Genomic DNA, 18,074 nt, shown 5'->3' on the forward strand with positions numbered 1-18,074 from the left:
AATATTACTTTTAAGCATCTTTCTTTATTAGCGGACGTCTATGCGTCGCATTTTTCAGCCAATCACCATCGCTGGGCATCTCCCTACTCACTCTAAGATTACGACCGCCACCTATCGGACACACTCGACGGTAATCATCAACAGTCTTGCAGCCAAGAGATTCGGCTTCATCCAGTGCCTTTCGCACATAAGCCCATGTGCTACCGCCTAGATCAGAGCACTTTCCAATCACAGCAAGTACAAGTTCGTCACCCATGCGCTCAACATATTCTGCCAAAGCTTTCTGCCCAGTAGCACCGAGCTTCCCGATATTCTCTCGAAATACATCCTCGATCGGTTTCGTCGTTGTCGTCTCATCACAAGACGAAGACGATATCTTATCTTTTTCTTTCTCTTTTTCTTTTTCTAGCTTTGTTTTGCTTGCGTTTGCTTCGTTTTGCTTACGCTTGCTTTCACCGCCAGCTTTTCCAGAAATGCGCTTACCTTCGATGTATTCGGCATCTTTAATCAAATCTCTCTTGATAGCAGGCCACACGTACCGCTCATTTCCGATGAGTTCAGGTTCCGTTCCAGACGATTTATATTTCATCATCGCCAGTACCAGACGCCCCACCTCAGCAGCACTAAGGGGTTCAAAGTAGCTCTCGTAAGTATCCCAGATTTTAATATAAGTATCAGCCATCATACACCTCACATTGCTACAATTGAACAATGACAATCAACGCCATAGTCGATGTTAGAATAATATTCTCTATCAACGTCTGCATTTAATCCAATGTAGTGAAGCGTAATAGCCTGATTACTGTGATTCAGGCTATGTTGCAACCACGCAAGTGCCATCTGGTCATCTTTATGATTCATCATGAATTGATAACCAAAAGTCTTTCGACAACTATGCGTCCCAAGTTTATAAGAAAGCCCTAAGTCTTTTTGAGCTTTTCTCATAATCTGTCCAAACGTATCAACATCAATCGGGTCACCTTTCTTCTTTGGATCAGCTTCATATTTTACAACTTTCACTGCATTTGATTTTCCCCCTCCAACTTTCCAAGAAGAAATACCCCCATTCGTTCTTAATGAATTTTTGCTACTTCCTTTCTGAGATGGGAAAAGCCACGAATGATACGACGGCCTCGTTAGCCGAATATATTCAGCTATAATCTGCATTGTGTTCTGCCCAATTACAACATCGCGATATTTTCCTGTCTTTTTCTCCTTAAAGCGAACATTGACTGTTTCATTAACAACAAGTTTTCCATCAACCAGGTGCGATACATCTTCAACTCTAAATCGAAGAAGGTCACTCGCACGAAATCCTGTGGCAATACCAAGATTAAACAAGCACCAATCTCTATACTTCTTTTTATTATAGAAATATTCAGAAATAGCCTGAATATCTTTTACGTCACGAATCGGTTCAACTTCACCATTTCGTGCCACAGAATATCGAGTGATGTTGTAATTTTTTCCTTTAGAATATTGAGTTGTTTCTTGATTAACATCTTCATCTAAATATTCGTCAATACTTATAAAATCCGATTCATACTCTTCCTGTGCTAATGCTCCCATATACTATATCTCCTTTTAGATTCCGTATTTCAAACAATATTTCCCATATGACAATCCTTCTGCATCAGCTAATCTTGTGATCTCAACAAATGTTGGCTTATGCTTCTTTTTATTTTTACACCTAATAGATGCCTCGTTTCTAATAATTTTACGACATTTATCACAATAAAGTCTGCCACATTTTGGTCCATACCATGTAATACCACAGCGATTACACGTTATATCTCCATACACCATCATACCTTATACCTCAAATTCATCAATCATCCACTGATGCTTGTAATAATAGCCTTCACTCTCTTCTGTTACCAGAGCGCTAAAACTATCAATATAGGACTCTTCACTTGCATCTGGATGGCTCTCTTTGCATTCCATATAAGCCAGCTTCATCAATTCATATAGCTTCTTTTCGTCAGAAGAAACCTCAATTACATTTGCCTCTGCATAGAATTCCGTTTCTTCATAACAGTCATGTAAAACATAAATTCTCATAATATGTACCTCAGTTCTTTTCAAACAAATCGTTACGAATCTTCGGAGTAAACTTACGATTGCCAAGTTGTTCAATAGCAGTTTCCAACCTACCATCTACCCAGCCCTTATCTTCTTCATTCATAATGATTTCAAGCAAAAACTTTGCGTCCTTAGCTTCCCTACGCTTCCGCCGAGCCCTTTTAAGTTCTGCCATAAGCTGATAACCTTGCGCTGCGTTTACAGTCTTGAACTCAATAGCGTGTTCCAGATCATCAATCTCGTCGCCTGCAGCAGTCAGGTCACCATACACTTTTGAATACATTTCATTCAGATTGCACATAGTCCTATCCGTAATAACCAAATCCTTTTTAAGTTTTGCAAGCCATTCAGAATCTTCCATCTGAAATGCGTATGTATTCGGCTTATCAGCCGGAGCTGCTATATTTGGACTCTTACCAACAATGGTGGCCTCGTCCATAGACTTTGGCGTGTAGTGTCCATTCTTATACCCGGCGGGAAGCTTATTGATTTCACAAATCGCCAGTCCCTTAGATTCAAACTGTAATGCCAGATTGATATCACAAGTAGCACAGATTCGACCTCCTTTCCGTTTCATAATATAGTTATGACCATTCGATATCACATACATTTACTTCTTCTCCTGTTCTTTCATCAACTGCTTCACAGCCTTCTTAAACATCCGCATAGCATTATCACTTTCCAGGAAAACCTTAGTCTTCGGTTTGGGCATACAGCCATGAGCACGTTTGTATGCCTTCAACATACTTTCCATCTTTGTATAACCAATCTGGTCATAAATCATACGGTAAGTCTTATGATAATGAATTGTATTGTCTCCAATTTTCTTTGCCAAAGGTTCAACAACTGGAACCAGTTTTAATGCTGTCTCACTCTGCTTCTTAGGCTTCTCATTAACAACTTCCTTGGCTTCCACCTCAACCACGGGAGCATCGTTCGCATTTACTTCAGGAATTACTTCAATGGTCTTCAAAGCAGGACGAAGTTCATTCTGATTCTGGTGCAGACGCTCAATAGATGCTGCATACATATCTGCAACAACTGACCCCATAACGGATTTCCAAGTGGAGTCCTCTTCAATAATGTCAATCGTAGAGATTTTCCCACTACGATTCGTTCTCTTAATATACTTTGCACGAGCATCTTCCAAAACGAAACCATAATTACGATTTAAATATTCATAGATCTTGTGAAGCGTTTCTTTATTCGTGTAACCTTTGGTATTTGCAATTACACCAATCTTGCTATACAAATCTTTACGCCAGTTACTCATTTCATCCTGAAACACATTGCGAGGAGTGTAGCTCTTAGCACGAATCGCGTTATCCATCTGCTTATCCTTAATCTGATGAACGCACTGAGATACGCTGCTGATTACATTCAGTGCCTCATTACTGGTAGCACGAGCCTCCTCAATCTGTTCACTGAGATCCTTACGGGTGGAATCAAGTTCACTCTGAAGGTTCTTCACACTATCAAACAAAGCATGAAGTCTAACATCAATGAACTCCTTACTCAGTGCAGCATCCATCTGAGGCGTAGCCAGAACGGTATCACCACGCATCAAGGATTCCATGATGTCCCAGCAGAAATCCATGAACGCATCTGCCTTTGGCTGACGACTAAAGCGGCAAATCTCCATTACGCCACGCAGATTATACATATAAGTTTGACGCATCTGCGTATGATTTCCGACCTCAGTGGTCAAATTGACCACCGAGCTCAATGGATTAAGACGATCTGCGTTACGGTCATGAATCTTAGAAATATTGCGAACAGGGTCTGTATATTCCAGCGCCGCACCAATCTGTTCACGGGTCATGTAATACTGGTGCTTATTATCCTCGTACACATCCACATTCAGTGCACCAAAAGGCTTAGATGTTATTACGGTCATAGAATTGTTAGTAGTCATTTTGTTTTACTCCTTTTCGTTCATTAAGAAAAATCTGCGGTCAAATCTTCAGACGTCCAGCTCTTATAGTCTGTGTACTCGTCACTGAGCACATCCATCCAAAGATAATTTTCAATATCACCACTACTATCATAATTGATACTAGACAGGTTGATTGTTTCGCCATCATTTCTTTTAAGGTAAATCACGATCTCAGGATATGGCTCTACAAAACCCTCTGCAACGATCTTTCCGATGGATGTATCGATTTCAAATCGCTTTTCATTCATATTGATTTGCCTCCTAGAAGAACTGTTTTATCAAACTTCAATAATCGTCCACCATTCGCTTTCTTTAGGCGAAGAGATATATATGCTATCACTAAGCTCTGTGATTTCCGGTTCATTTCCAGGTCCACCATACATTACTTGATAATAATGCTGGAACTCTGCTTCAGCTTGATTTATTGCATCATTTTTCGCTTCTTCAAAAGTATCAAACGTTTGCTTGTTAATGACACTAGGAATATCTTTTTTCTGCATAAAAATATCCAAAAGCATATACATAATCGTCACCTCAAAACTGATACTTCCAAAAGATTCGTGCGTTGCCGGTAATATCTTGCAAGCAAGAAATGTACTCCCGGAACGAAATCAGCCCTTGTATCTTCATAACCCATGCTCGCTTTGCACGAACTGCAATCGCTGGATCGTACTTCACAGCATCGTTAAATGCGCTGTCGGTCATTTTGCGTTCAAAGTAACGAATCTCATTGATGTTCATAATCATTTCTCCTCTGTCTCACTCAGTTTCTTTTCAAAATCTTCGAGTTCTTTATAATCTTCATCTGTGAGATAATCGTCGATTTCAATATCCAAAAGGATATAACACTGCGCCTGCAAAGCAACATACGCATCATCTGCACTCATTCCATTTTCAATAAGAACTTGTGCCGCTTCCATAAGTTTATCATTCATAGTTCGTTCCATTTTCTAAAACCTCAACAACAATCAGCTACAATTTTCTCAAGCATATCCATAAGTTCTTTGAACGTTTTACATTTCATTTTTACATTAAAAATCAAGCAATAAATAACCTTTGCGTTATCACTAGGACATTCACTCTCGCCGTTATTGTACATTCTTATTAAGTCATATGCACTTGTTGTGATTGCACTCTTTTCTCCGTCCTCATCAACAAGCAAAATACAACTTTCCCGAAGATAAAACCTAGTAAAAGTCCACATTTTTAAAACCTCGATTCTATTAAATGTAACGTTCATTGTTTTTGTTCAAAAAATCCCTAATATAATTCTTCAGGCTATATTCAATACCACTTACAGAGGATAAAGTTCTTGTCCATAATCCGCCTAGATGGTCACTAGACGCCTTATCAACCCCTTCAATCACAGTAAACCATTCATAATTATTATCTTCTTCCAATCCATCAAAATCATCTTCTTCAAAATGTAAGTCCATTTCAACGCCAGGATACCCATCAACATCGTATGTAACAATTCTGGTATCAAAATCATTCGGTTTATTGCCAGTGCCATCCCAGCCAGACGGATTCATACGCTTGATAAAATCTTCTGCAACTTCACGAATAGTCATAACATTCACTCCCTCAATTCTCCATTTTCGTAATCAAAAACATAGCAACAATTCTCATAATCTTTCTTGTACAGGTCAGTCTGAATCTTATCATTTTCTGCGTCCTGTTCAATAATTGTAATCAAATCGTCCCATGAAAATGTTTCCCCGTCTTTAGAGTAAAAAATTCCCATCCCTGGAAAGCTTTCTTTATCTGCCGATTCCGTAGCAATCAGCCAGCCATCATGAATTTTGACTTTGAAATCATGTTCATCAACATTATACATATATCTTTCTCCTTTATATTATTATCTTATCTTCACCAAGCGTTTCAGTTTCATATGTTGTATAGACAAGTTCTGTCGGCTTACTGTAACACGTTTTCATCCAGTCAAGCTCCGCATCACGCAGCTCTTTTGTGGGATAGATTTCATGCCCTCTATATGTATCGCCGTACATAAAGTGTCTGACAGAGTATTCAAGATGGTAATACATTATCGTTTTTCCAACTCCTCACACACTTTTACAATGATAGCCAAACCTGTACGCCGAAAATCTGCATTGTAAGGATTTTGTGCTTGAACATCTAAATGGCATAGCAATTTTTCCAAATCAGAGCTATACTCAACGCCTGCTGTTTTACAAAGGACCTCAGCCATCGCTTGAGTGTCATATTTCATAATAAAACTCTCCTTTTACATTAACTTACCAGAAACATCAAATGCTTTCCATTTGAAACTGAATTTATCTGTCCAAACTTGTGCCTCAAATTCATTGTCATCATAATCAGTTTGGACGTCAGGAAAATCAGAATACATTGCATAACATTCTTCTGAATCATCCATAATGTATTTTATTGCTTCCGTTTTGGTTTTGAAAAATTCAGGCTCAAAAATCTCACCTTCGGAACCACATTCAATAACACACCACATAGTATTCTTCCTTTTACACACTCACATTCTTGTAAACCCAGTCAACGCCTTTACTATGGAACTCATCCACCCAACGAAACCAATCATCTTGTGTGAAACTGCCAACTGGAAAGCCTCTCCAATTCTGATCAAGAACTAATTCTCCATGTTCGTTTCCAACCCATGTAAAATCCGTGTTCTCTTTCCAAAGACGTTCAACAAATTTATCGCAATCATCTTTATTCCAACTTAGCTTCTGCATCCACTGTGCATCTAAATATGTATTTTCATATGCTTCCGCAACAGCACATGGACAGTTTTTACAGGTTTTTTCTATACAAGACCAACAAGGGCCATTATAATAACTCATAATTTATGCCTCACTAAAATCCGCATTGGCAAGAACTTCATTGCCATATTCAACAAGAACATTTCTGAACCAATTTTCATTCTTTTTCCACCACTGTTCTGCTTGCTGCGGAGTCATTTCAATTCCATTGTCTTTTGCAACACCGATAATATCATCGGTGCACCAACGTGTTTCAGCAAACCACTTTTCTTTAATATCATCTTCTTGATTTTCTCGCTCCATCTCGTCCAAAACAGTCCATGGATTTGCCCAGTCACATAGGTCGAATAACTCCAATGCTTTATCTTCGGTTTTACACAAATCCAAAAAGTCTTTCCATGTATAAAAGTAAGCCGAGCATTCGGCAAGATCGTCTTTCGACATCATATAATCAGTTGGAATATCATTCAATGAAACATCAGGAATATAAATTACTTCATTAAGATCAAAACACTTTCCTTTTGCCTTATAGATAAGACAGTTCTGACCTTGGGTTAAATCCAATAACGACTCAAGAGTTTTACCAGCTCTTAATTCAGCAACCAATTCTTCATATTTCATAATATTTCCTCCTAAAATTCAACATTTATCAAAAGCGCCAGCTAGTTGTAACAACCTTTTTTGCTTCGCCTTGTTCGTATTTGTTGTTTTTAATAGCTTCTTCTAAACCATTGCCCGCATTGTAGGCTATACCATTTTGAACAGGGTCATCTCCAAGAAAACCACCACAAGAATCGATTTCAGTCCAATTAGGTTCGGCGCTTTCTTCGACATCATCTTCTACAAAACCATCCTGTTCATAAAGCGTATACCCATACACTTCACCAGTCAGATAGTTGTTATACGCCTCAACTTCAAGTTCCATATTTTTTTCAGCAATTGCTTTATTCTTTTCGTTAAAGTCAGAAAGAATAGTAACAATCCATCCTACATAACTCGAATCAAACATATCGTTATAAGGATATTTGCGTACCCCGCAACTCATTGTGATTCCGCTATGTTCGTAAGTCCAAAGAGGAAGCCAAACTGCTCTTTTTTCAAGCAACATCATACAGTCACGAATAGAAAACTCTTCTCTGGAGTACTGAACAAGATCATCATAAAACAGATTTATCCATCGGTATTCATCTTTGTTAGGAATCCAATCATTTGACTCAGAATCGTTAGTACAAATCGCCCAATAATCATTATCATCATCGCTGTCATGATATTGGATTGCACATGTATCGAAAAGTTTTTTATTCACTAGTGCATCAAGAACCTCTTCGTCACTGCAATACTTCCAAACAAGATCATTCCAAAAATATTTAGGGTCACTAAAACCAATATCATCACCAAGAGAGTATCTTTTATGAAAACAAGCCATAATAGAATCATGCCCATAATCACGAGGATTGCACTCTCCATCATTATCTGCCCAAATATGCAAGCAGTAATTTACACCATCATTCTCCCACTTTATAGTTTCATTGTCGTAGCAATATAACATATCTAAAATCTCCCTTTTATTAAATTTTATTTTTATATTTTCTTACAATCTCAATATCAGAAGATAAACAAAGAAGCATCGCTTCAAGACGTTCACACATAATATGGCGATCAGGGTTTGATATATATAACGCCATCATCGCGTCGTATTTATCAAGAAGCTCTTTCTCGATACAATCAATTGCATTCATATCCAATACCTCCATTATGCACTTGCCTTTTCTTCGAAAGCGTACCAATCAGACCAAATCTTATCGACCTCGCCATTCTTAAAGCCTTTCTTATAATCGGTAAACTCAACATAATAGTTGCTTGTCCACTCATTCAGAGCGTGTTCGTAAATGGCTGCAACACCACGCTTTGTTTCAACAACAAAGCTATCGACCAAAACACCTTCAACATAAGCACCAGTATATTGTGCTTTATTCTGGTGCATCCAACGGCCAAGAGCACCCGCATTAAGATAAAACCGTGTCATGATTCATTCTCCTCTTTTCATTCCGTCGCAACTTCCAGCAATTTTATCAATCATTTCTATATACTCTCCGAATGTTTTGCATTTCACTTCCACTCCAAAACAAGCTGCATAAACAACCAAAGAGTCATTACTTGCCACATAATTACATTCGTGCCACCAGTCATAAAGCATGGAATCAACACTGCCAGAAATAACTCTACTGTTGCCATTATCATCCTTAACAATTACTGCACAGTCGTCCAGAACGTCATTAAAAAGCAACATATTCATTCTCCTTTACTCTTACTCTGCAATCATCATAGCGAGAACTGGTTCACCGGAATCTTTCAGCTGAAGTTCCAGAATGTCGCCGTCATCCACGACCTCACATTTGTTCAGATAATCCTGAAGGAAGAACATCTGACATTCTTGCCAGAAGATTTCTTTCGGATCTTCATTCTCTCCTACGAACACATTCTTGTGATGGAAAGATTCATTCCAAACCCAGCCATCACCATCGTGCAGTGCATGAACTTCTCTTAAATCCCACATAATCAGTCCTCCCCAAAGATATGACGCTTGTTAAGGTCATCACGGATAATATCCTCAATTTTATTTTTGGTACTATCATCAAGTTTTCCGTAAGGAGCATTGTCAAGATAATAGAAGTAAATTTCATCTCCAAGATCCTTGTACATGACACTCACATAAAACCCAGCTGAAATTCCATTCAGTAAAGCATATCCAATACCGTATACTTCTGAATAATTGTTACCCATTAAATCCCACATAGTTAATCCTTCCAAAAGTTGAGTTTCTTTTTGATTGTCATCTCAATTTCGTCTTTATCACCGTCAGATAGAATCTTATTATCGTACTCGGAATAGCAAAACATAATGCTACGGCCATTATATTTATACATAACCATTGCTGTTTTTAATTGTTTGTCACGAAAAAAGGTTGCGCACCCAATTCTATATTTTTTAGAATATTCATTTTCAACTAAATCCCACATTTTATCACACTCCATAAAATTCAATCGGTTTGTCATCAATCCAAACGAAACCGCAATATCCCTCCTGATGCAGTTGGGAAATGAATTTATCGACAGCACGTTTTTCTGCCATAGTAAGCAAGACAGTGCTTTCACACGTATCTTCAGCGCATAAACCAGCGTCCCACTTATATTCTTTGTCGTTTTCAATGTACTGAGGACAACGATTTATATCCATTCCTCTATCGCCATTAAAATGGCATCCAGTATTTGCACAAGAAATACAATATTTCACATTAAACACCCATTCCTTTATAGCCCATCATATGTAAACCTTTATGCTTCTTACGACGCATATCATAATAGATTGCTACCGTATTTTTCGGCATATTGTTTCTGAAATACTTTTCTTTGTATTCACACAGCTTCTTATACTCGTCACTTTCACGATGAGCCTTCAGCTTTTCACAATGGTCATGACAACCAGGATAACGCTCCGGTGCCACACAGTAACGGCAAGGATCGGTCATATTGCAAACTCCTTTTCTCTTGTAAACTTAATCACCAACGCATTCACGTTGGCCGCTTCCATCGTTGACTGCTTTGCATCCTCGTGATTACCAGCTCTAAGGAACGAAACACTCTGATCCATCAGCTTACGCCGATAGAAAGAAAGAGCTGCGAGAACGATATTCTTTTCAGTGTTGGTCATGTTCTGTCACGTCCTTTCCGTCATAGACAATCCAACCTTTTTTATCATCCCAAGAATAAATCACGCCACTTATATAAACATCAGGGTGCTCATCCGAAATAATCCTCTCTCTGAGAATCACCCGTTCATAGAAACCATCTTCAATCAACCGCTTCATCATACGAAATGCGCCGTTTTTTTGTTTTGTATCCAGTTTTCCTAAACGTGGGCCAACCATGTTTATCTAACCATCCACAAACGCTATAAGTAACCATAGATTCCATTTTTATCACCTCAATCTTCATCGCTCAGGTTCTGACAAAAACTCAAATAAAAATCAATATCGAAACATTCCACATCACCATCAGGGGACCACCCATAAGTCACATCTGCAACTGCATTGTGCTTATAAAGAGCATCAATAATTTCATCACGGTATGCTGTGATCCAGTTTTTTGTTACATTGAATTTTCTAGTGATTTCATAAACATGAATAATCCAATTACCTTCTGTGGTGCTTCTTGTTCCACTTTTGACCATCCAATCGGAAATACTGTTAATCATCCAATCGTTAACCTGTTTTACAGTTTCGCTAGTATACATTTTTATCACCTCAATCAAAACTGAACCACTTCATGTTTGGCTTTCTCCAGCATCTCTTTCTCTTGTTCTTCAAGACGTTCAACTTCACACAAAACATTACGAATACCAATGATAATAAAATCCCTATCACGCTCACGTTCTGCCCTATGTGCGGGATTGTTTTTGCAAAATCCTTCGCACAAGTTGTTTTCTCTTGCAATCAAATTATCAATCGCGCACTTCAAAACACGCTTATCTTTTTCAGTCATATTTGTCACCTCAATCATTGTAAAATATCTGATTTATCAAAACCATGCACTAGCATCAAATACAAAATAGAAATGTTCGCCATAATCTTCAATCAAATCTTCCGTTCGGTTAAGACCACATTCTTTCGCTGATTTAATAACAGCTCTTTTGAAGTCTCTTCTAAGAATCCAATAATCTGTTGCACCTACTGGAATATCATATCCGACAAGAACGCAAAGTTGCTTTCCTTCAAGCGGAGCTGCATCGAAATCAACTTCGGTCACATATGGAATGTTCAAAATTTTCTGCTCAAGATATTCCAATTTTTGAATTGAAACACCAAACATTTTTGCATAGCCAACAACAAATTCATTTTTTGTTCCGCGTTTCATTTTTATCACCTCATAAAAGCATGATTTTAGATATCAAAAGCATCATAAAGATCTTCGGGCTTATCATTCGGCATCCATACTTTTGCATTATCATTAAGGAAGTAACCGCAACCAAAAAATCCAGCAGGAGAATCACAAAGATTCTGTTCACCATCTTTAACACCAGCTTGATAAACAACATAGATAAACTCAGCAAGCTCATGCTTATCCATTCGCTTAATGCGGTCGTACAATGTTTCCATATCAATCGCTCCTTTTAGATATCACTCTCTTCGTTTTTAAGACGACACTGTTCTTGACACTTGTCATAATAATCAATAACTTCGTTAATCTTCTCAGGAGATTCTTCTCTATATTTCTTATACATCTCCACTGCCTCTTTTGCTTTACAATCGTATGCCCACCGATAAGCCTTTACAAATCTCTGCTGGCGGCGACCATAATTCTTATCCTTTTCTCTAGCTTCATATATCTTTTTAACAGTTCTTTCAGTGACCTTATCGTTATTTATCGAAACTCTATGCATTACATCAGAAAACTCAAGAAACATACTTTCAGGGACATATCCATTGTGATCTCGCATCTGTGTCCACATCTTTCCAAGCATCTGAAAGTCCTTTTTACCGATATAAGCCATACCTAACACTCCTTTTAATATTATTGTGTTTTCACATTCTGGTAGCGGTTATGTCTGCCCTAGTACCGCTAATCACCTAGCATCTGCTATTTATACTACCCAGACTTGACTTCTTATGTAGTCCTCAATATCTGCTGGATAACCATTGCGCTGGACATACTGACACAGCATACGCTGCACATCACGGTTGTCACCATAGTCCATTGCCAACGAGATATCTTCACCGTGAGTTCCAACACCCAGGCGTTCATACTTTCTGACTTCAAGATAGAAGTCGTATGCACTGTAGTGCCTTCCGTCCCGGCGGTCGAGAATGGAATCAATAATCAAAGTTTTCACCTCTTAACCAAAAATATAAATTGCTGACGTTCTGGAAGTCACGGCATAATATGTTCCGGTTTTGTATCCTTTGAGTAACATTCCATCGCAACCATAAACACCAGAGGAATATCCGACCTGAGAAAGATAATCTTCTCTTTTGATAATCTTTTCATAATCCTCATTGTTTGCACGAGTAACATCTTCTGCCATTCCAAGGGCAACCATATTCTTCAGTTCTTTCCGAGTGTACTTACGCATTTTCTTTCATCTCCTTTACAGTCTCATCGTCCCAATGAAATCCACGCTTTTCATAAAGCGGAATCCAATGAGCTTCAAAAAAGTCGTAGCCACAACCATCAATGCCGAAAATGTAACCGTAATCTTCTTGCTCATAGATACGAAAACCACAGTCTGCCATTTCCTGAAGATGATTCTCAAGCCACCAATTGTCACAGCCGTCACTGAACTGCCACATCGTGCCCCACATCGGAAGACCATCATAACGAATGACTTCAAATTCGTCCGTACTCAGATGAATCTTCACGCTGGTGTCCTCATCTGGAACGATGGTATAAATCATTTCTCCATCGTCATTCTTGCTATAGCCAACAACCTCACCTTCGCCGTTATAATCACCACCCAAAATCGAAACGCGATCATTGATAGTTGGCGGGGTGATCTCCGTCATCTCTTCGCCGTTCTCATACATATTCAGCTTATTGAGCTTTTCAATAACGCTCTGAGGAATCGCATTAAATTCCTGAACCCATGCGTATGCTGCGTCTTTCTTAGTTTTATACATAGCCATAGTTGGATCTCCTTTTCTTGCGTATCCTGTATTATATAGCTGAACGGTAAAAATAAAAGTCCTCTAACGGACTGCCTTTCTTAGCTACATAATACAGGATACTGATAGAAATGTCAAGCACTAAAATGTAGATTTTATTAACGTCGCATTTTAGTGCGTTGATACGTTGTTTATTTGTGACTGTTTTGTGAATGTCAATCAACATCCACTTCATCAGACCGTACCCACAGAACGTCTTCGATGGTATCGTCATAGATGGTTTCTGTTCCATTGCTGTTCATAACCATGGTAACTTTCTGACCATCTGACGGGGTTTCTTCCATGCTTGCGTAAGAATACAGCCATTCTTCGCCGTTCTCATCAACCACATGGATTGTCTTGATTCCGTTACGGAATACTTCGATTTCATCCACGCTACCGGCCAGGACATAACGATTCTCCAGGCGAGTTTTCATAGGCTCTGCTGCATTTGCAGTCATACAGTTCGCCAGAATGGAAACACCAGCCACAACGGTAGCCAGGATGACGGACAGCTTATTCTGAGTAAGTTTCATTTTATGTATCTCCTTTTCAATCTTTCAAACCAAATAATTTCATACCAGCAGATCCCATGTCTGCCGGGTACAATTTTATAACACGATCGCTGTAAAATTCTGCAATCAAATTACAACTCTCAAGCGAAGTATATTCTTCGTCGAGAGTTCTTCCGTTATGTTCTGCGGAATTATACTCATCCGCATCATAAAATCCATACATAGCGGTATCATAGAATTCTGACGTAGACATTCCGCCGTACTCAAAACCTGAGAGAACATTTTTCAGTCCTTCTTGACCAAAGACTGCCGCATAAATGCCGCCTGCATTATCCTCATACACTTCAACACTTACTCTCATTTTCGTTTTCTCCTTTCTTAGTGACCCCAACGGCACACGATAACGCCGTTAATCCAGATAGAAATGTTTGCGCCCTGCCGATACCACTCGACAGCTTCACGGTGAATATTAGTGATAATACCGGTATCATCGTTCATAAAATACTGACCTTTTTTCATCTTGTGTTCTCCTTTACACTCTCATGCACTCATCAAGATAGATTCGTTTACCGAAACACTTGACGTATGCTCTGCCAGACGGTGCATAGATGATCTTCAAATGATGATAGTGAAAATACTTCTCATCATCACACAACACACCAGACATACCATAGAGATAATCGTCAATGCCGTATTCGATATCGCCATGAATCTGGAAACCACCACATCTGCCGTAGCTGCTATCATAAGCAGTTACAGGATGGCTCTTACAATATTCTCTTGCGGTCATATCAAACTCTCCTTAAAACATATCTTTTACGATGATTTCAGCATCAGGATAGTACATTTTTACACACTCCACAGCTTCTTTTGCATCTGCCACAATGAGGTTGCAGCACTTGCGCTCATCCATGATGTATGCGCTGTAATTCTCGTAAGTGGTCATTTTCCATCTACCAAAGTGGTTGAAAACAACGATCTTCTTCATGCTTTTCATTCTCCTTTACTCAAAATTCTTATCAGGTTATACCTCCGAAAACATAGAGTAAATCATGTATGCCGTACCAAGCGCACAAAGCACAATCACAATGAGCGGAACCCACTTAACCATCCAGAAATACCAAGCCATTTTACATTCTCCTCTCTTATTCCATCCAGCATTTTGCGGTGCTGACATATTCAACACCGGCTTCTGCCAGGGCTTCCTGATAGATTTTCACAAGCTCTGTGTCACCAAACGTTATGGCAACATCAAGAGCCGATTCAATAGCCAAAATTGCCATGGTAGAACTCCTCTTTTATTGTGTTTCTGACTTGCATATTTTGCATATCATTTGCATAAATATTCATTTTAGGGCATAAAAATAACACCCTATGAGTTTTAGGTCATAAGGTGTTTGTTGACGTGAGTATTCGGTTCTGCTAGAATAAAGACATCATAATTTGAAAGGAAGTCCTTGCTATGGGAAGCAAATGTATAGCCATTCACTATCTTGAATCAGAAAAAATTCAATTTATGACGAGTGTTTTCGCAAAGGTTGAAGAAGCAAAGTTGAATATTTTTCATGCTTCTCAAAACAACAATATGGATAATGACTTCAAGATCTGTTTAGATTGCCTCTATGGTTATTTAGCATTAGGTCGTACTAAAAAGTATTCACAGGTTTTTCTAAATGCTAATTCTTATGATCTGTCTGACGCATATCATTACATAACAACAGGCTTTCATTTTGATGGGACAAAAGGAACTGTGCCAGACGATATACGAGAGCTTGCCGCTTTTGTTTTAGAATATGGAGATTACTTTGATTTAATTTTAGAAAAAATCAAAAAAGATAACAAAGATTTCTACAACAAAATCATTTCAGAATCTTAGGCTTTCCATTCTCATCAATAATGAGATTGCCATAAGTGTATGCTTCCGCACAGGCTTTCAAAACGGCGTTTTTCGTCGTTCCATTTAGCTCTGTTTTCGCCGTGAACGCTTCAAAGAGAGTGGGCTCAACCTTCAGGCCGATATGCTTCGATTGATCCTTTTCTCTGGCGTACTCTTTTTTATAATCACGATTTGCCATAATTGCACCGCCTTTTCTTGATGATGCAATTATATCATTCTGACGAATTGCTGTCAAACTCAAAATTATCACCTTGCTTTCTTGCCAGATTTCACAGGAAACACGTCATTCAAAGGGCGCATATCTCTGTTATCGAAATCACGGGCACAGCATCCAGTTCCGTCCATGTAGTACGACATTCTTTCATCCATGCGGAAGCTATGATTATTCATCAAGACTTCTCTGCCGTAGATCCAGCCGGAAACTGTGACGTATTCACTAGAGCCAAACACGACACGCTGAGAACGCTTTTTTTGAACTGGTTTACCAACTTCATTATAACGGTCATCAAGACGTTTCTTGCTCTTATGATAGCGCAAAGAGCCCTCTGCATTAGCTTGTGACGCTCTGAGAAAAGCTGTTTCGCTCTGCTGCTGTTTTGCCTTTTCCATTACAAGACGCTTTTCTTTCTTGCTCTGCTGATAGGCATTCCAGTCATAAAGGGAAACACTCCTTGCGTGGTATGCTTCTTTAAGGAAGTCAACAATCTTGCAAGGATGGATAGAAGTCCATCCCATAGACGTTTTGATGTACATAGGCATAAAGCCTGTTTTCATTGCGATAAACGGACGACTGACGAACACAACGCCGTCAAATGTGCCGTAAAGATCAAGCTCTTTGATTTCTGTGCCGTTGTAGATGATAGAGTGCCCAGAAGTGTTCTGACGCACTTCTCCCATCGTATTCTGATAGGATTTCAAGATATTTCACCTCTTTCATGGTATCTTGTTACGGCGTTTTGCCGTTGGTAGAGGTTACTTCTTCCCCTGTACCTCTAGTCGCCAGGCGTGTTATGTATTGCATTCTGGTATGTTTAGACTAACTTCTTAGGTTTGTTTTTAAGAGTTCTCAGAATCTGCCGCTTTTGCTGCCTTGTAAGTCTTTTCAGCATCAGCCAGCTTGATCTTCCATGTGTCAATAGTGTTCTTGACAGTATCAAGGACGCTCTTTTTTGCATCAAATTCTTTCTGAGCCTTGTCAAGATTGTTTTCATGGGTTTTCTTAGTAGATGCTTTGATAGTGCTGTCGCTCTTGTCTTTGACAATCTGCTCTTTTGCCTTATCCAGTTCAGACAGTGCCTTATCATACTCTGCCTGTGCTTTATCAAGCTGTGCCGTTGCCTTGTTGATACGGGAATTGCAACGCTTGCAAGCAAGGTTATAGTCCCGTTCATAGTCTTTCAGGAAAACGCTGTGTGCTGCTACGCTCAAAAGCATAGGTTCAAGAGCCTTGACGAAACGATTGATCGGAAGATTTGCCGGGGAAACGTCACCATCCATAGTGGTGGTAAGGTAAGTCTTTGCCATTGCAAGGACTTCTGTGCCAAAAGAGGGATACTCTTGCATAGAGAACGTATCGCCAAAAACGATGATTGCGAGATCAGACAGGCAAGAATGGAAATCGGTGGTATAAACCTTGATGATGCTTTCGTCCTCTTTGTTGGTAGTGCTTGCGTTGACGTGGCAAGCGGAATTGTAAACGTACTTGATTGCGTTGCCGTATGCCGTATACTCTTTTTCGTCCATCAGCAGATAAGACGGTACTTTATCGGCTTTAGGGTATGCCTTGAGCGTATTAACACCGCCCTTGTTGGTAAAGCTAACAAGAGCCTTGCCGTTGCTTGCATAGCCCTTTGCGGTAGAAGTCTTGTTATTAGAGCTACGGATGGACAGACAGACGTTAGACAGGTTAGACATAGTATTATCTCCTTTGTTGTGCTATAATTGTGTGTATGATCGTACTTGCGACAAACTACTGTCTGTCGTTGTGGTATAGTACGCTTTTCTTACAAGGTGCATACTAATGACCGTCCTTGTGCGCAATACTATGCCCTGCATAGTGTTCCCCGATCTTGCGCAATAACCGTTTGGATTTTGGTGAAGATCCCTGTACTTTGAAATCGTACAATCTCCCTGTAAAACTGTGCCAGAATAAACCTATGGCTATCTCCTAGGTGCTTGCCCCCGCCGTACAGAAGCT

At 39.3% G+C, this 18,074-nt stretch carries 44 protein-coding genes; 1 reads left to right on the forward strand and 43 read right to left on the reverse strand.

Annotated elements, in window-relative coordinates:
• Positions 1-10: 10 nt before the first annotated feature.
• The 40 genes from DWY95_RS08570 to DWY95_RS17055 form a co-directional block, all read right to left on the reverse strand.
• Positions 11-682, reverse strand: coding sequence for a DUF6291 domain-containing protein (locus DWY95_RS08570; RefSeq protein ID WP_118553180.1), 672 nt, complete (start codon positions 680-682; stop codon positions 11-13).
• A gap of 8 nt (positions 683-690) precedes the next feature.
• Positions 691-1,569 (reverse strand): tyrosine-type recombinase/integrase, encoded by an 879-nt coding sequence (locus DWY95_RS08575; RefSeq protein ID WP_118553181.1) that lies wholly within the window; start codon positions 1,567-1,569, stop codon positions 691-693.
• Positions 1,570-1,812: 243 nt separating this feature from the next.
• Entirely contained in the window at positions 1,813-2,061 is a 249-nt protein-coding gene (locus DWY95_RS08580; RefSeq protein WP_118553182.1) for a hypothetical protein, read from the reverse strand.
• A gap of 10 nt (positions 2,062-2,071) precedes the next feature.
• Positions 2,072-2,692, reverse strand: a complete 621-nt coding sequence (locus DWY95_RS08585) for a hypothetical protein (RefSeq protein ID WP_118553183.1) — start codon at positions 2,690-2,692, stop codon at positions 2,072-2,074.
• Positions 2,693-3,997, reverse strand: a complete 1,305-nt coding sequence (locus DWY95_RS08590) for a BRO family protein (protein WP_118553184.1) — start codon at positions 3,995-3,997, stop codon at positions 2,693-2,695.
• 23 nt (positions 3,998-4,020) lie between these two features.
• Positions 4,021-4,266, reverse strand: a complete 246-nt coding sequence (locus DWY95_RS08595; RefSeq protein WP_118553185.1) for a hypothetical protein — start codon at positions 4,264-4,266, stop codon at positions 4,021-4,023.
• Positions 4,267-4,296: 30 nt separating this feature from the next.
• The gene (locus tag DWY95_RS08600) at positions 4,297-4,542 is read right to left on the reverse strand and encodes a hypothetical protein (RefSeq protein ID WP_118553186.1); all 246 of its coding nucleotides are present in this window, start codon (positions 4,540-4,542) and stop codon (positions 4,297-4,299) included.
• 10 nt (positions 4,543-4,552) lie between these two features.
• The gene (locus tag DWY95_RS08605; protein WP_118553187.1) at positions 4,553-4,759 is read right to left on the reverse strand and encodes a hypothetical protein; all 207 of its coding nucleotides are present in this window, start codon (positions 4,757-4,759) and stop codon (positions 4,553-4,555) included.
• 2 nt (positions 4,760-4,761) lie between these two features.
• On the reverse strand, positions 4,762-4,965 hold the full coding sequence (locus DWY95_RS08610; protein WP_118553188.1) for a hypothetical protein: 204 nt from the start codon (positions 4,963-4,965) through the stop codon (positions 4,762-4,764).
• Between the two features lie 276 nt (positions 4,966-5,241).
• Positions 5,242-5,589 carry a hypothetical protein gene (locus tag DWY95_RS16845; protein WP_147365950.1) on the reverse strand — a complete coding sequence of 116 codons (348 nt, stop codon included), beginning with the start codon at positions 5,587-5,589 and terminating at the stop codon, positions 5,242-5,244.
• A gap of 5 nt (positions 5,590-5,594) precedes the next feature.
• Positions 5,595-5,855 carry a hypothetical protein gene (locus tag DWY95_RS08620; RefSeq protein ID WP_118553190.1) on the reverse strand — a complete coding sequence of 87 codons (261 nt, stop codon included), beginning with the start codon at positions 5,853-5,855 and terminating at the stop codon, positions 5,595-5,597.
• Positions 5,856-6,062: 207 nt separating this feature from the next.
• Complete coding sequence (locus DWY95_RS08630) at positions 6,063-6,248, reverse strand: hypothetical protein (protein WP_118553192.1); 186 nt, start codon at positions 6,246-6,248, stop codon at positions 6,063-6,065.
• A 15-nt stretch (positions 6,249-6,263) separates the two neighbouring features.
• Positions 6,264-6,500: a hypothetical protein gene (locus DWY95_RS08635; RefSeq protein WP_118553193.1), complete on the reverse strand. Its 237-nt coding sequence runs from the start codon at positions 6,498-6,500 to the stop codon at positions 6,264-6,266.
• Between the two features lie 13 nt (positions 6,501-6,513).
• A complete protein-coding gene (locus DWY95_RS08640; RefSeq protein WP_147365951.1) occupies positions 6,514-6,849 on the reverse strand; it encodes a hypothetical protein in 336 nt (111 codons plus the stop codon).
• A 3-nt stretch (positions 6,850-6,852) separates the two neighbouring features.
• On the reverse strand, positions 6,853-7,389 hold the full coding sequence (locus DWY95_RS08645) for a hypothetical protein (protein ID WP_118553195.1): 537 nt from the start codon (positions 7,387-7,389) through the stop codon (positions 6,853-6,855).
• Between the two features lie 28 nt (positions 7,390-7,417).
• A complete protein-coding gene (locus DWY95_RS08650; protein WP_118553196.1) occupies positions 7,418-8,317 on the reverse strand; it encodes a hypothetical protein in 900 nt (299 codons plus the stop codon).
• Positions 8,318-8,336: 19 nt separating this feature from the next.
• The gene (locus DWY95_RS17045) at positions 8,337-8,507 is read right to left on the reverse strand and encodes a hypothetical protein (RefSeq protein WP_158577548.1); all 171 of its coding nucleotides are present in this window, start codon (positions 8,505-8,507) and stop codon (positions 8,337-8,339) included.
• A gap of 14 nt (positions 8,508-8,521) precedes the next feature.
• Positions 8,522-8,794 (reverse strand): hypothetical protein, encoded by a 273-nt coding sequence (locus DWY95_RS08655; RefSeq protein WP_118553197.1) that lies wholly within the window; start codon positions 8,792-8,794, stop codon positions 8,522-8,524.
• Positions 8,795-8,797: 3 nt separating this feature from the next.
• A complete protein-coding gene (locus DWY95_RS08660) occupies positions 8,798-9,064 on the reverse strand; it encodes a hypothetical protein (RefSeq protein WP_147365952.1) in 267 nt (88 codons plus the stop codon).
• A gap of 12 nt (positions 9,065-9,076) precedes the next feature.
• Complete coding sequence (locus DWY95_RS08665) at positions 9,077-9,325, reverse strand: hypothetical protein (protein ID WP_118553199.1); 249 nt, start codon at positions 9,323-9,325, stop codon at positions 9,077-9,079.
• A 2-nt stretch (positions 9,326-9,327) separates the two neighbouring features.
• Positions 9,328-9,564 (reverse strand): hypothetical protein, encoded by a 237-nt coding sequence (locus DWY95_RS08670; protein WP_118553200.1) that lies wholly within the window; start codon positions 9,562-9,564, stop codon positions 9,328-9,330.
• A 2-nt stretch (positions 9,565-9,566) separates the two neighbouring features.
• Positions 9,567-9,788 (reverse strand): hypothetical protein, encoded by a 222-nt coding sequence (locus DWY95_RS08675; RefSeq protein WP_147365953.1) that lies wholly within the window; start codon positions 9,786-9,788, stop codon positions 9,567-9,569.
• 4 nt (positions 9,789-9,792) lie between these two features.
• Positions 9,793-10,062: a hypothetical protein gene (locus tag DWY95_RS16850; RefSeq protein ID WP_147365954.1), complete on the reverse strand. Its 270-nt coding sequence runs from the start codon at positions 10,060-10,062 to the stop codon at positions 9,793-9,795.
• 1 nt (position 10,063) lies between these two features.
• Positions 10,064-10,297: a hypothetical protein gene (locus tag DWY95_RS08680; RefSeq protein WP_118553202.1), complete on the reverse strand. Its 234-nt coding sequence runs from the start codon at positions 10,295-10,297 to the stop codon at positions 10,064-10,066.
• Complete coding sequence (locus tag DWY95_RS08685; RefSeq protein WP_118553203.1) at positions 10,294-10,479, reverse strand: hypothetical protein; 186 nt, start codon at positions 10,477-10,479, stop codon at positions 10,294-10,296. The genes DWY95_RS08680 and DWY95_RS08685 overlap by 4 nt, the downstream gene beginning before the upstream one ends.
• Positions 10,466-10,696, reverse strand: coding sequence for a hypothetical protein (locus DWY95_RS16855; RefSeq protein WP_147365955.1), 231 nt, complete (start codon positions 10,694-10,696; stop codon positions 10,466-10,468). The genes DWY95_RS08685 and DWY95_RS16855 overlap by 14 nt, the downstream gene beginning before the upstream one ends.
• Positions 10,697-10,752: 56 nt before the next feature.
• Positions 10,753-11,061, reverse strand: coding sequence for a hypothetical protein (locus DWY95_RS08690; protein ID WP_147365956.1), 309 nt, complete (start codon positions 11,059-11,061; stop codon positions 10,753-10,755).
• Between the two features lie 14 nt (positions 11,062-11,075).
• On the reverse strand, positions 11,076-11,309 hold the full coding sequence (locus tag DWY95_RS08695) for a hypothetical protein (RefSeq protein WP_118553205.1): 234 nt from the start codon (positions 11,307-11,309) through the stop codon (positions 11,076-11,078).
• A 36-nt stretch (positions 11,310-11,345) separates the two neighbouring features.
• On the reverse strand, positions 11,346-11,681 hold the full coding sequence (locus tag DWY95_RS08700; protein WP_118553206.1) for a hypothetical protein: 336 nt from the start codon (positions 11,679-11,681) through the stop codon (positions 11,346-11,348).
• A 26-nt stretch (positions 11,682-11,707) separates the two neighbouring features.
• Positions 11,708-11,923 (reverse strand): hypothetical protein, encoded by a 216-nt coding sequence (locus DWY95_RS08705; RefSeq protein ID WP_147365957.1) that lies wholly within the window; start codon positions 11,921-11,923, stop codon positions 11,708-11,710.
• A gap of 14 nt (positions 11,924-11,937) precedes the next feature.
• Positions 11,938-12,318 (reverse strand): hypothetical protein, encoded by a 381-nt coding sequence (locus tag DWY95_RS08710; RefSeq protein WP_118553208.1) that lies wholly within the window; start codon positions 12,316-12,318, stop codon positions 11,938-11,940.
• 90 nt (positions 12,319-12,408) lie between these two features.
• Positions 12,409-12,648 (reverse strand): hypothetical protein, encoded by a 240-nt coding sequence (locus DWY95_RS08715; protein ID WP_118553209.1) that lies wholly within the window; start codon positions 12,646-12,648, stop codon positions 12,409-12,411.
• Between the two features lie 12 nt (positions 12,649-12,660).
• Positions 12,661-12,897, reverse strand: a complete 237-nt coding sequence (locus tag DWY95_RS08720) for a hypothetical protein (RefSeq protein ID WP_118553210.1) — start codon at positions 12,895-12,897, stop codon at positions 12,661-12,663.
• Entirely contained in the window at positions 12,890-13,447 is a 558-nt protein-coding gene (locus DWY95_RS08725; protein WP_118553211.1) for a hypothetical protein, read from the reverse strand. The genes DWY95_RS08720 and DWY95_RS08725 overlap by 8 nt, the downstream gene beginning before the upstream one ends.
• 194 nt (positions 13,448-13,641) lie before the next feature.
• Positions 13,642-14,001, reverse strand: a complete 360-nt coding sequence (locus DWY95_RS08730; RefSeq protein ID WP_118553212.1) for a hypothetical protein — start codon at positions 13,999-14,001, stop codon at positions 13,642-13,644.
• 16 nt (positions 14,002-14,017) lie between these two features.
• Complete coding sequence (locus DWY95_RS08735) at positions 14,018-14,341, reverse strand: hypothetical protein (protein ID WP_118553213.1); 324 nt, start codon at positions 14,339-14,341, stop codon at positions 14,018-14,020.
• Between the two features lie 17 nt (positions 14,342-14,358).
• Entirely contained in the window at positions 14,359-14,499 is a 141-nt protein-coding gene (locus tag DWY95_RS17050) for a hypothetical protein (protein ID WP_158577549.1), read from the reverse strand.
• Positions 14,500-14,512: 13 nt separating this feature from the next.
• Complete coding sequence (locus tag DWY95_RS08740) at positions 14,513-14,770, reverse strand: hypothetical protein (protein WP_118553214.1); 258 nt, start codon at positions 14,768-14,770, stop codon at positions 14,513-14,515.
• Positions 14,771-14,782: 12 nt separating this feature from the next.
• Entirely contained in the window at positions 14,783-14,968 is a 186-nt protein-coding gene (locus DWY95_RS08745; RefSeq protein ID WP_118553215.1) for a hypothetical protein, read from the reverse strand.
• Positions 14,969-15,125: 157 nt separating this feature from the next.
• The gene (locus DWY95_RS17055) at positions 15,126-15,263 is read right to left on the reverse strand and encodes a hypothetical protein (RefSeq protein ID WP_158577550.1); all 138 of its coding nucleotides are present in this window, start codon (positions 15,261-15,263) and stop codon (positions 15,126-15,128) included.
• Positions 15,264-15,442: 179 nt separating this feature from the next.
• Between DWY95_RS17055 and DWY95_RS08750 the strand changes: the two genes are divergently transcribed.
• Positions 15,443-15,856 carry a hypothetical protein gene (locus DWY95_RS08750; RefSeq protein WP_118553216.1) on the forward strand — a complete coding sequence of 138 codons (414 nt, stop codon included), beginning with the start codon at positions 15,443-15,445 and terminating at the stop codon, positions 15,854-15,856.
• Here DWY95_RS08750 and DWY95_RS08755 read toward each other — a convergent pair.
• The 3 genes from DWY95_RS08755 to DWY95_RS08765 form a co-directional block, all read right to left on the reverse strand.
• Positions 15,840-16,055 carry a hypothetical protein gene (locus tag DWY95_RS08755; protein ID WP_118553217.1) on the reverse strand — a complete coding sequence of 72 codons (216 nt, stop codon included), beginning with the start codon at positions 16,053-16,055 and terminating at the stop codon, positions 15,840-15,842. The genes DWY95_RS08750 and DWY95_RS08755 overlap by 17 nt on opposite strands.
• A gap of 68 nt (positions 16,056-16,123) precedes the next feature.
• Positions 16,124-16,795, reverse strand: coding sequence for a hypothetical protein (locus tag DWY95_RS08760; RefSeq protein ID WP_118553218.1), 672 nt, complete (start codon positions 16,793-16,795; stop codon positions 16,124-16,126).
• Between the two features lie 138 nt (positions 16,796-16,933).
• A complete protein-coding gene (locus DWY95_RS08765) occupies positions 16,934-17,791 on the reverse strand; it encodes a hypothetical protein (RefSeq protein WP_118553219.1) in 858 nt (285 codons plus the stop codon).
• Between the last annotated feature and the right edge of the window lie 283 nt (positions 17,792-18,074).

Origin of the sequence: Faecalibacterium sp. AF28-13AC (assembly GCF_003478405.1) — a bacterium.
Taxonomy (GTDB): domain Bacteria; phylum Bacillota; class Clostridia; order Oscillospirales; family Ruminococcaceae; genus Faecalibacterium; species Faecalibacterium prausnitzii_E.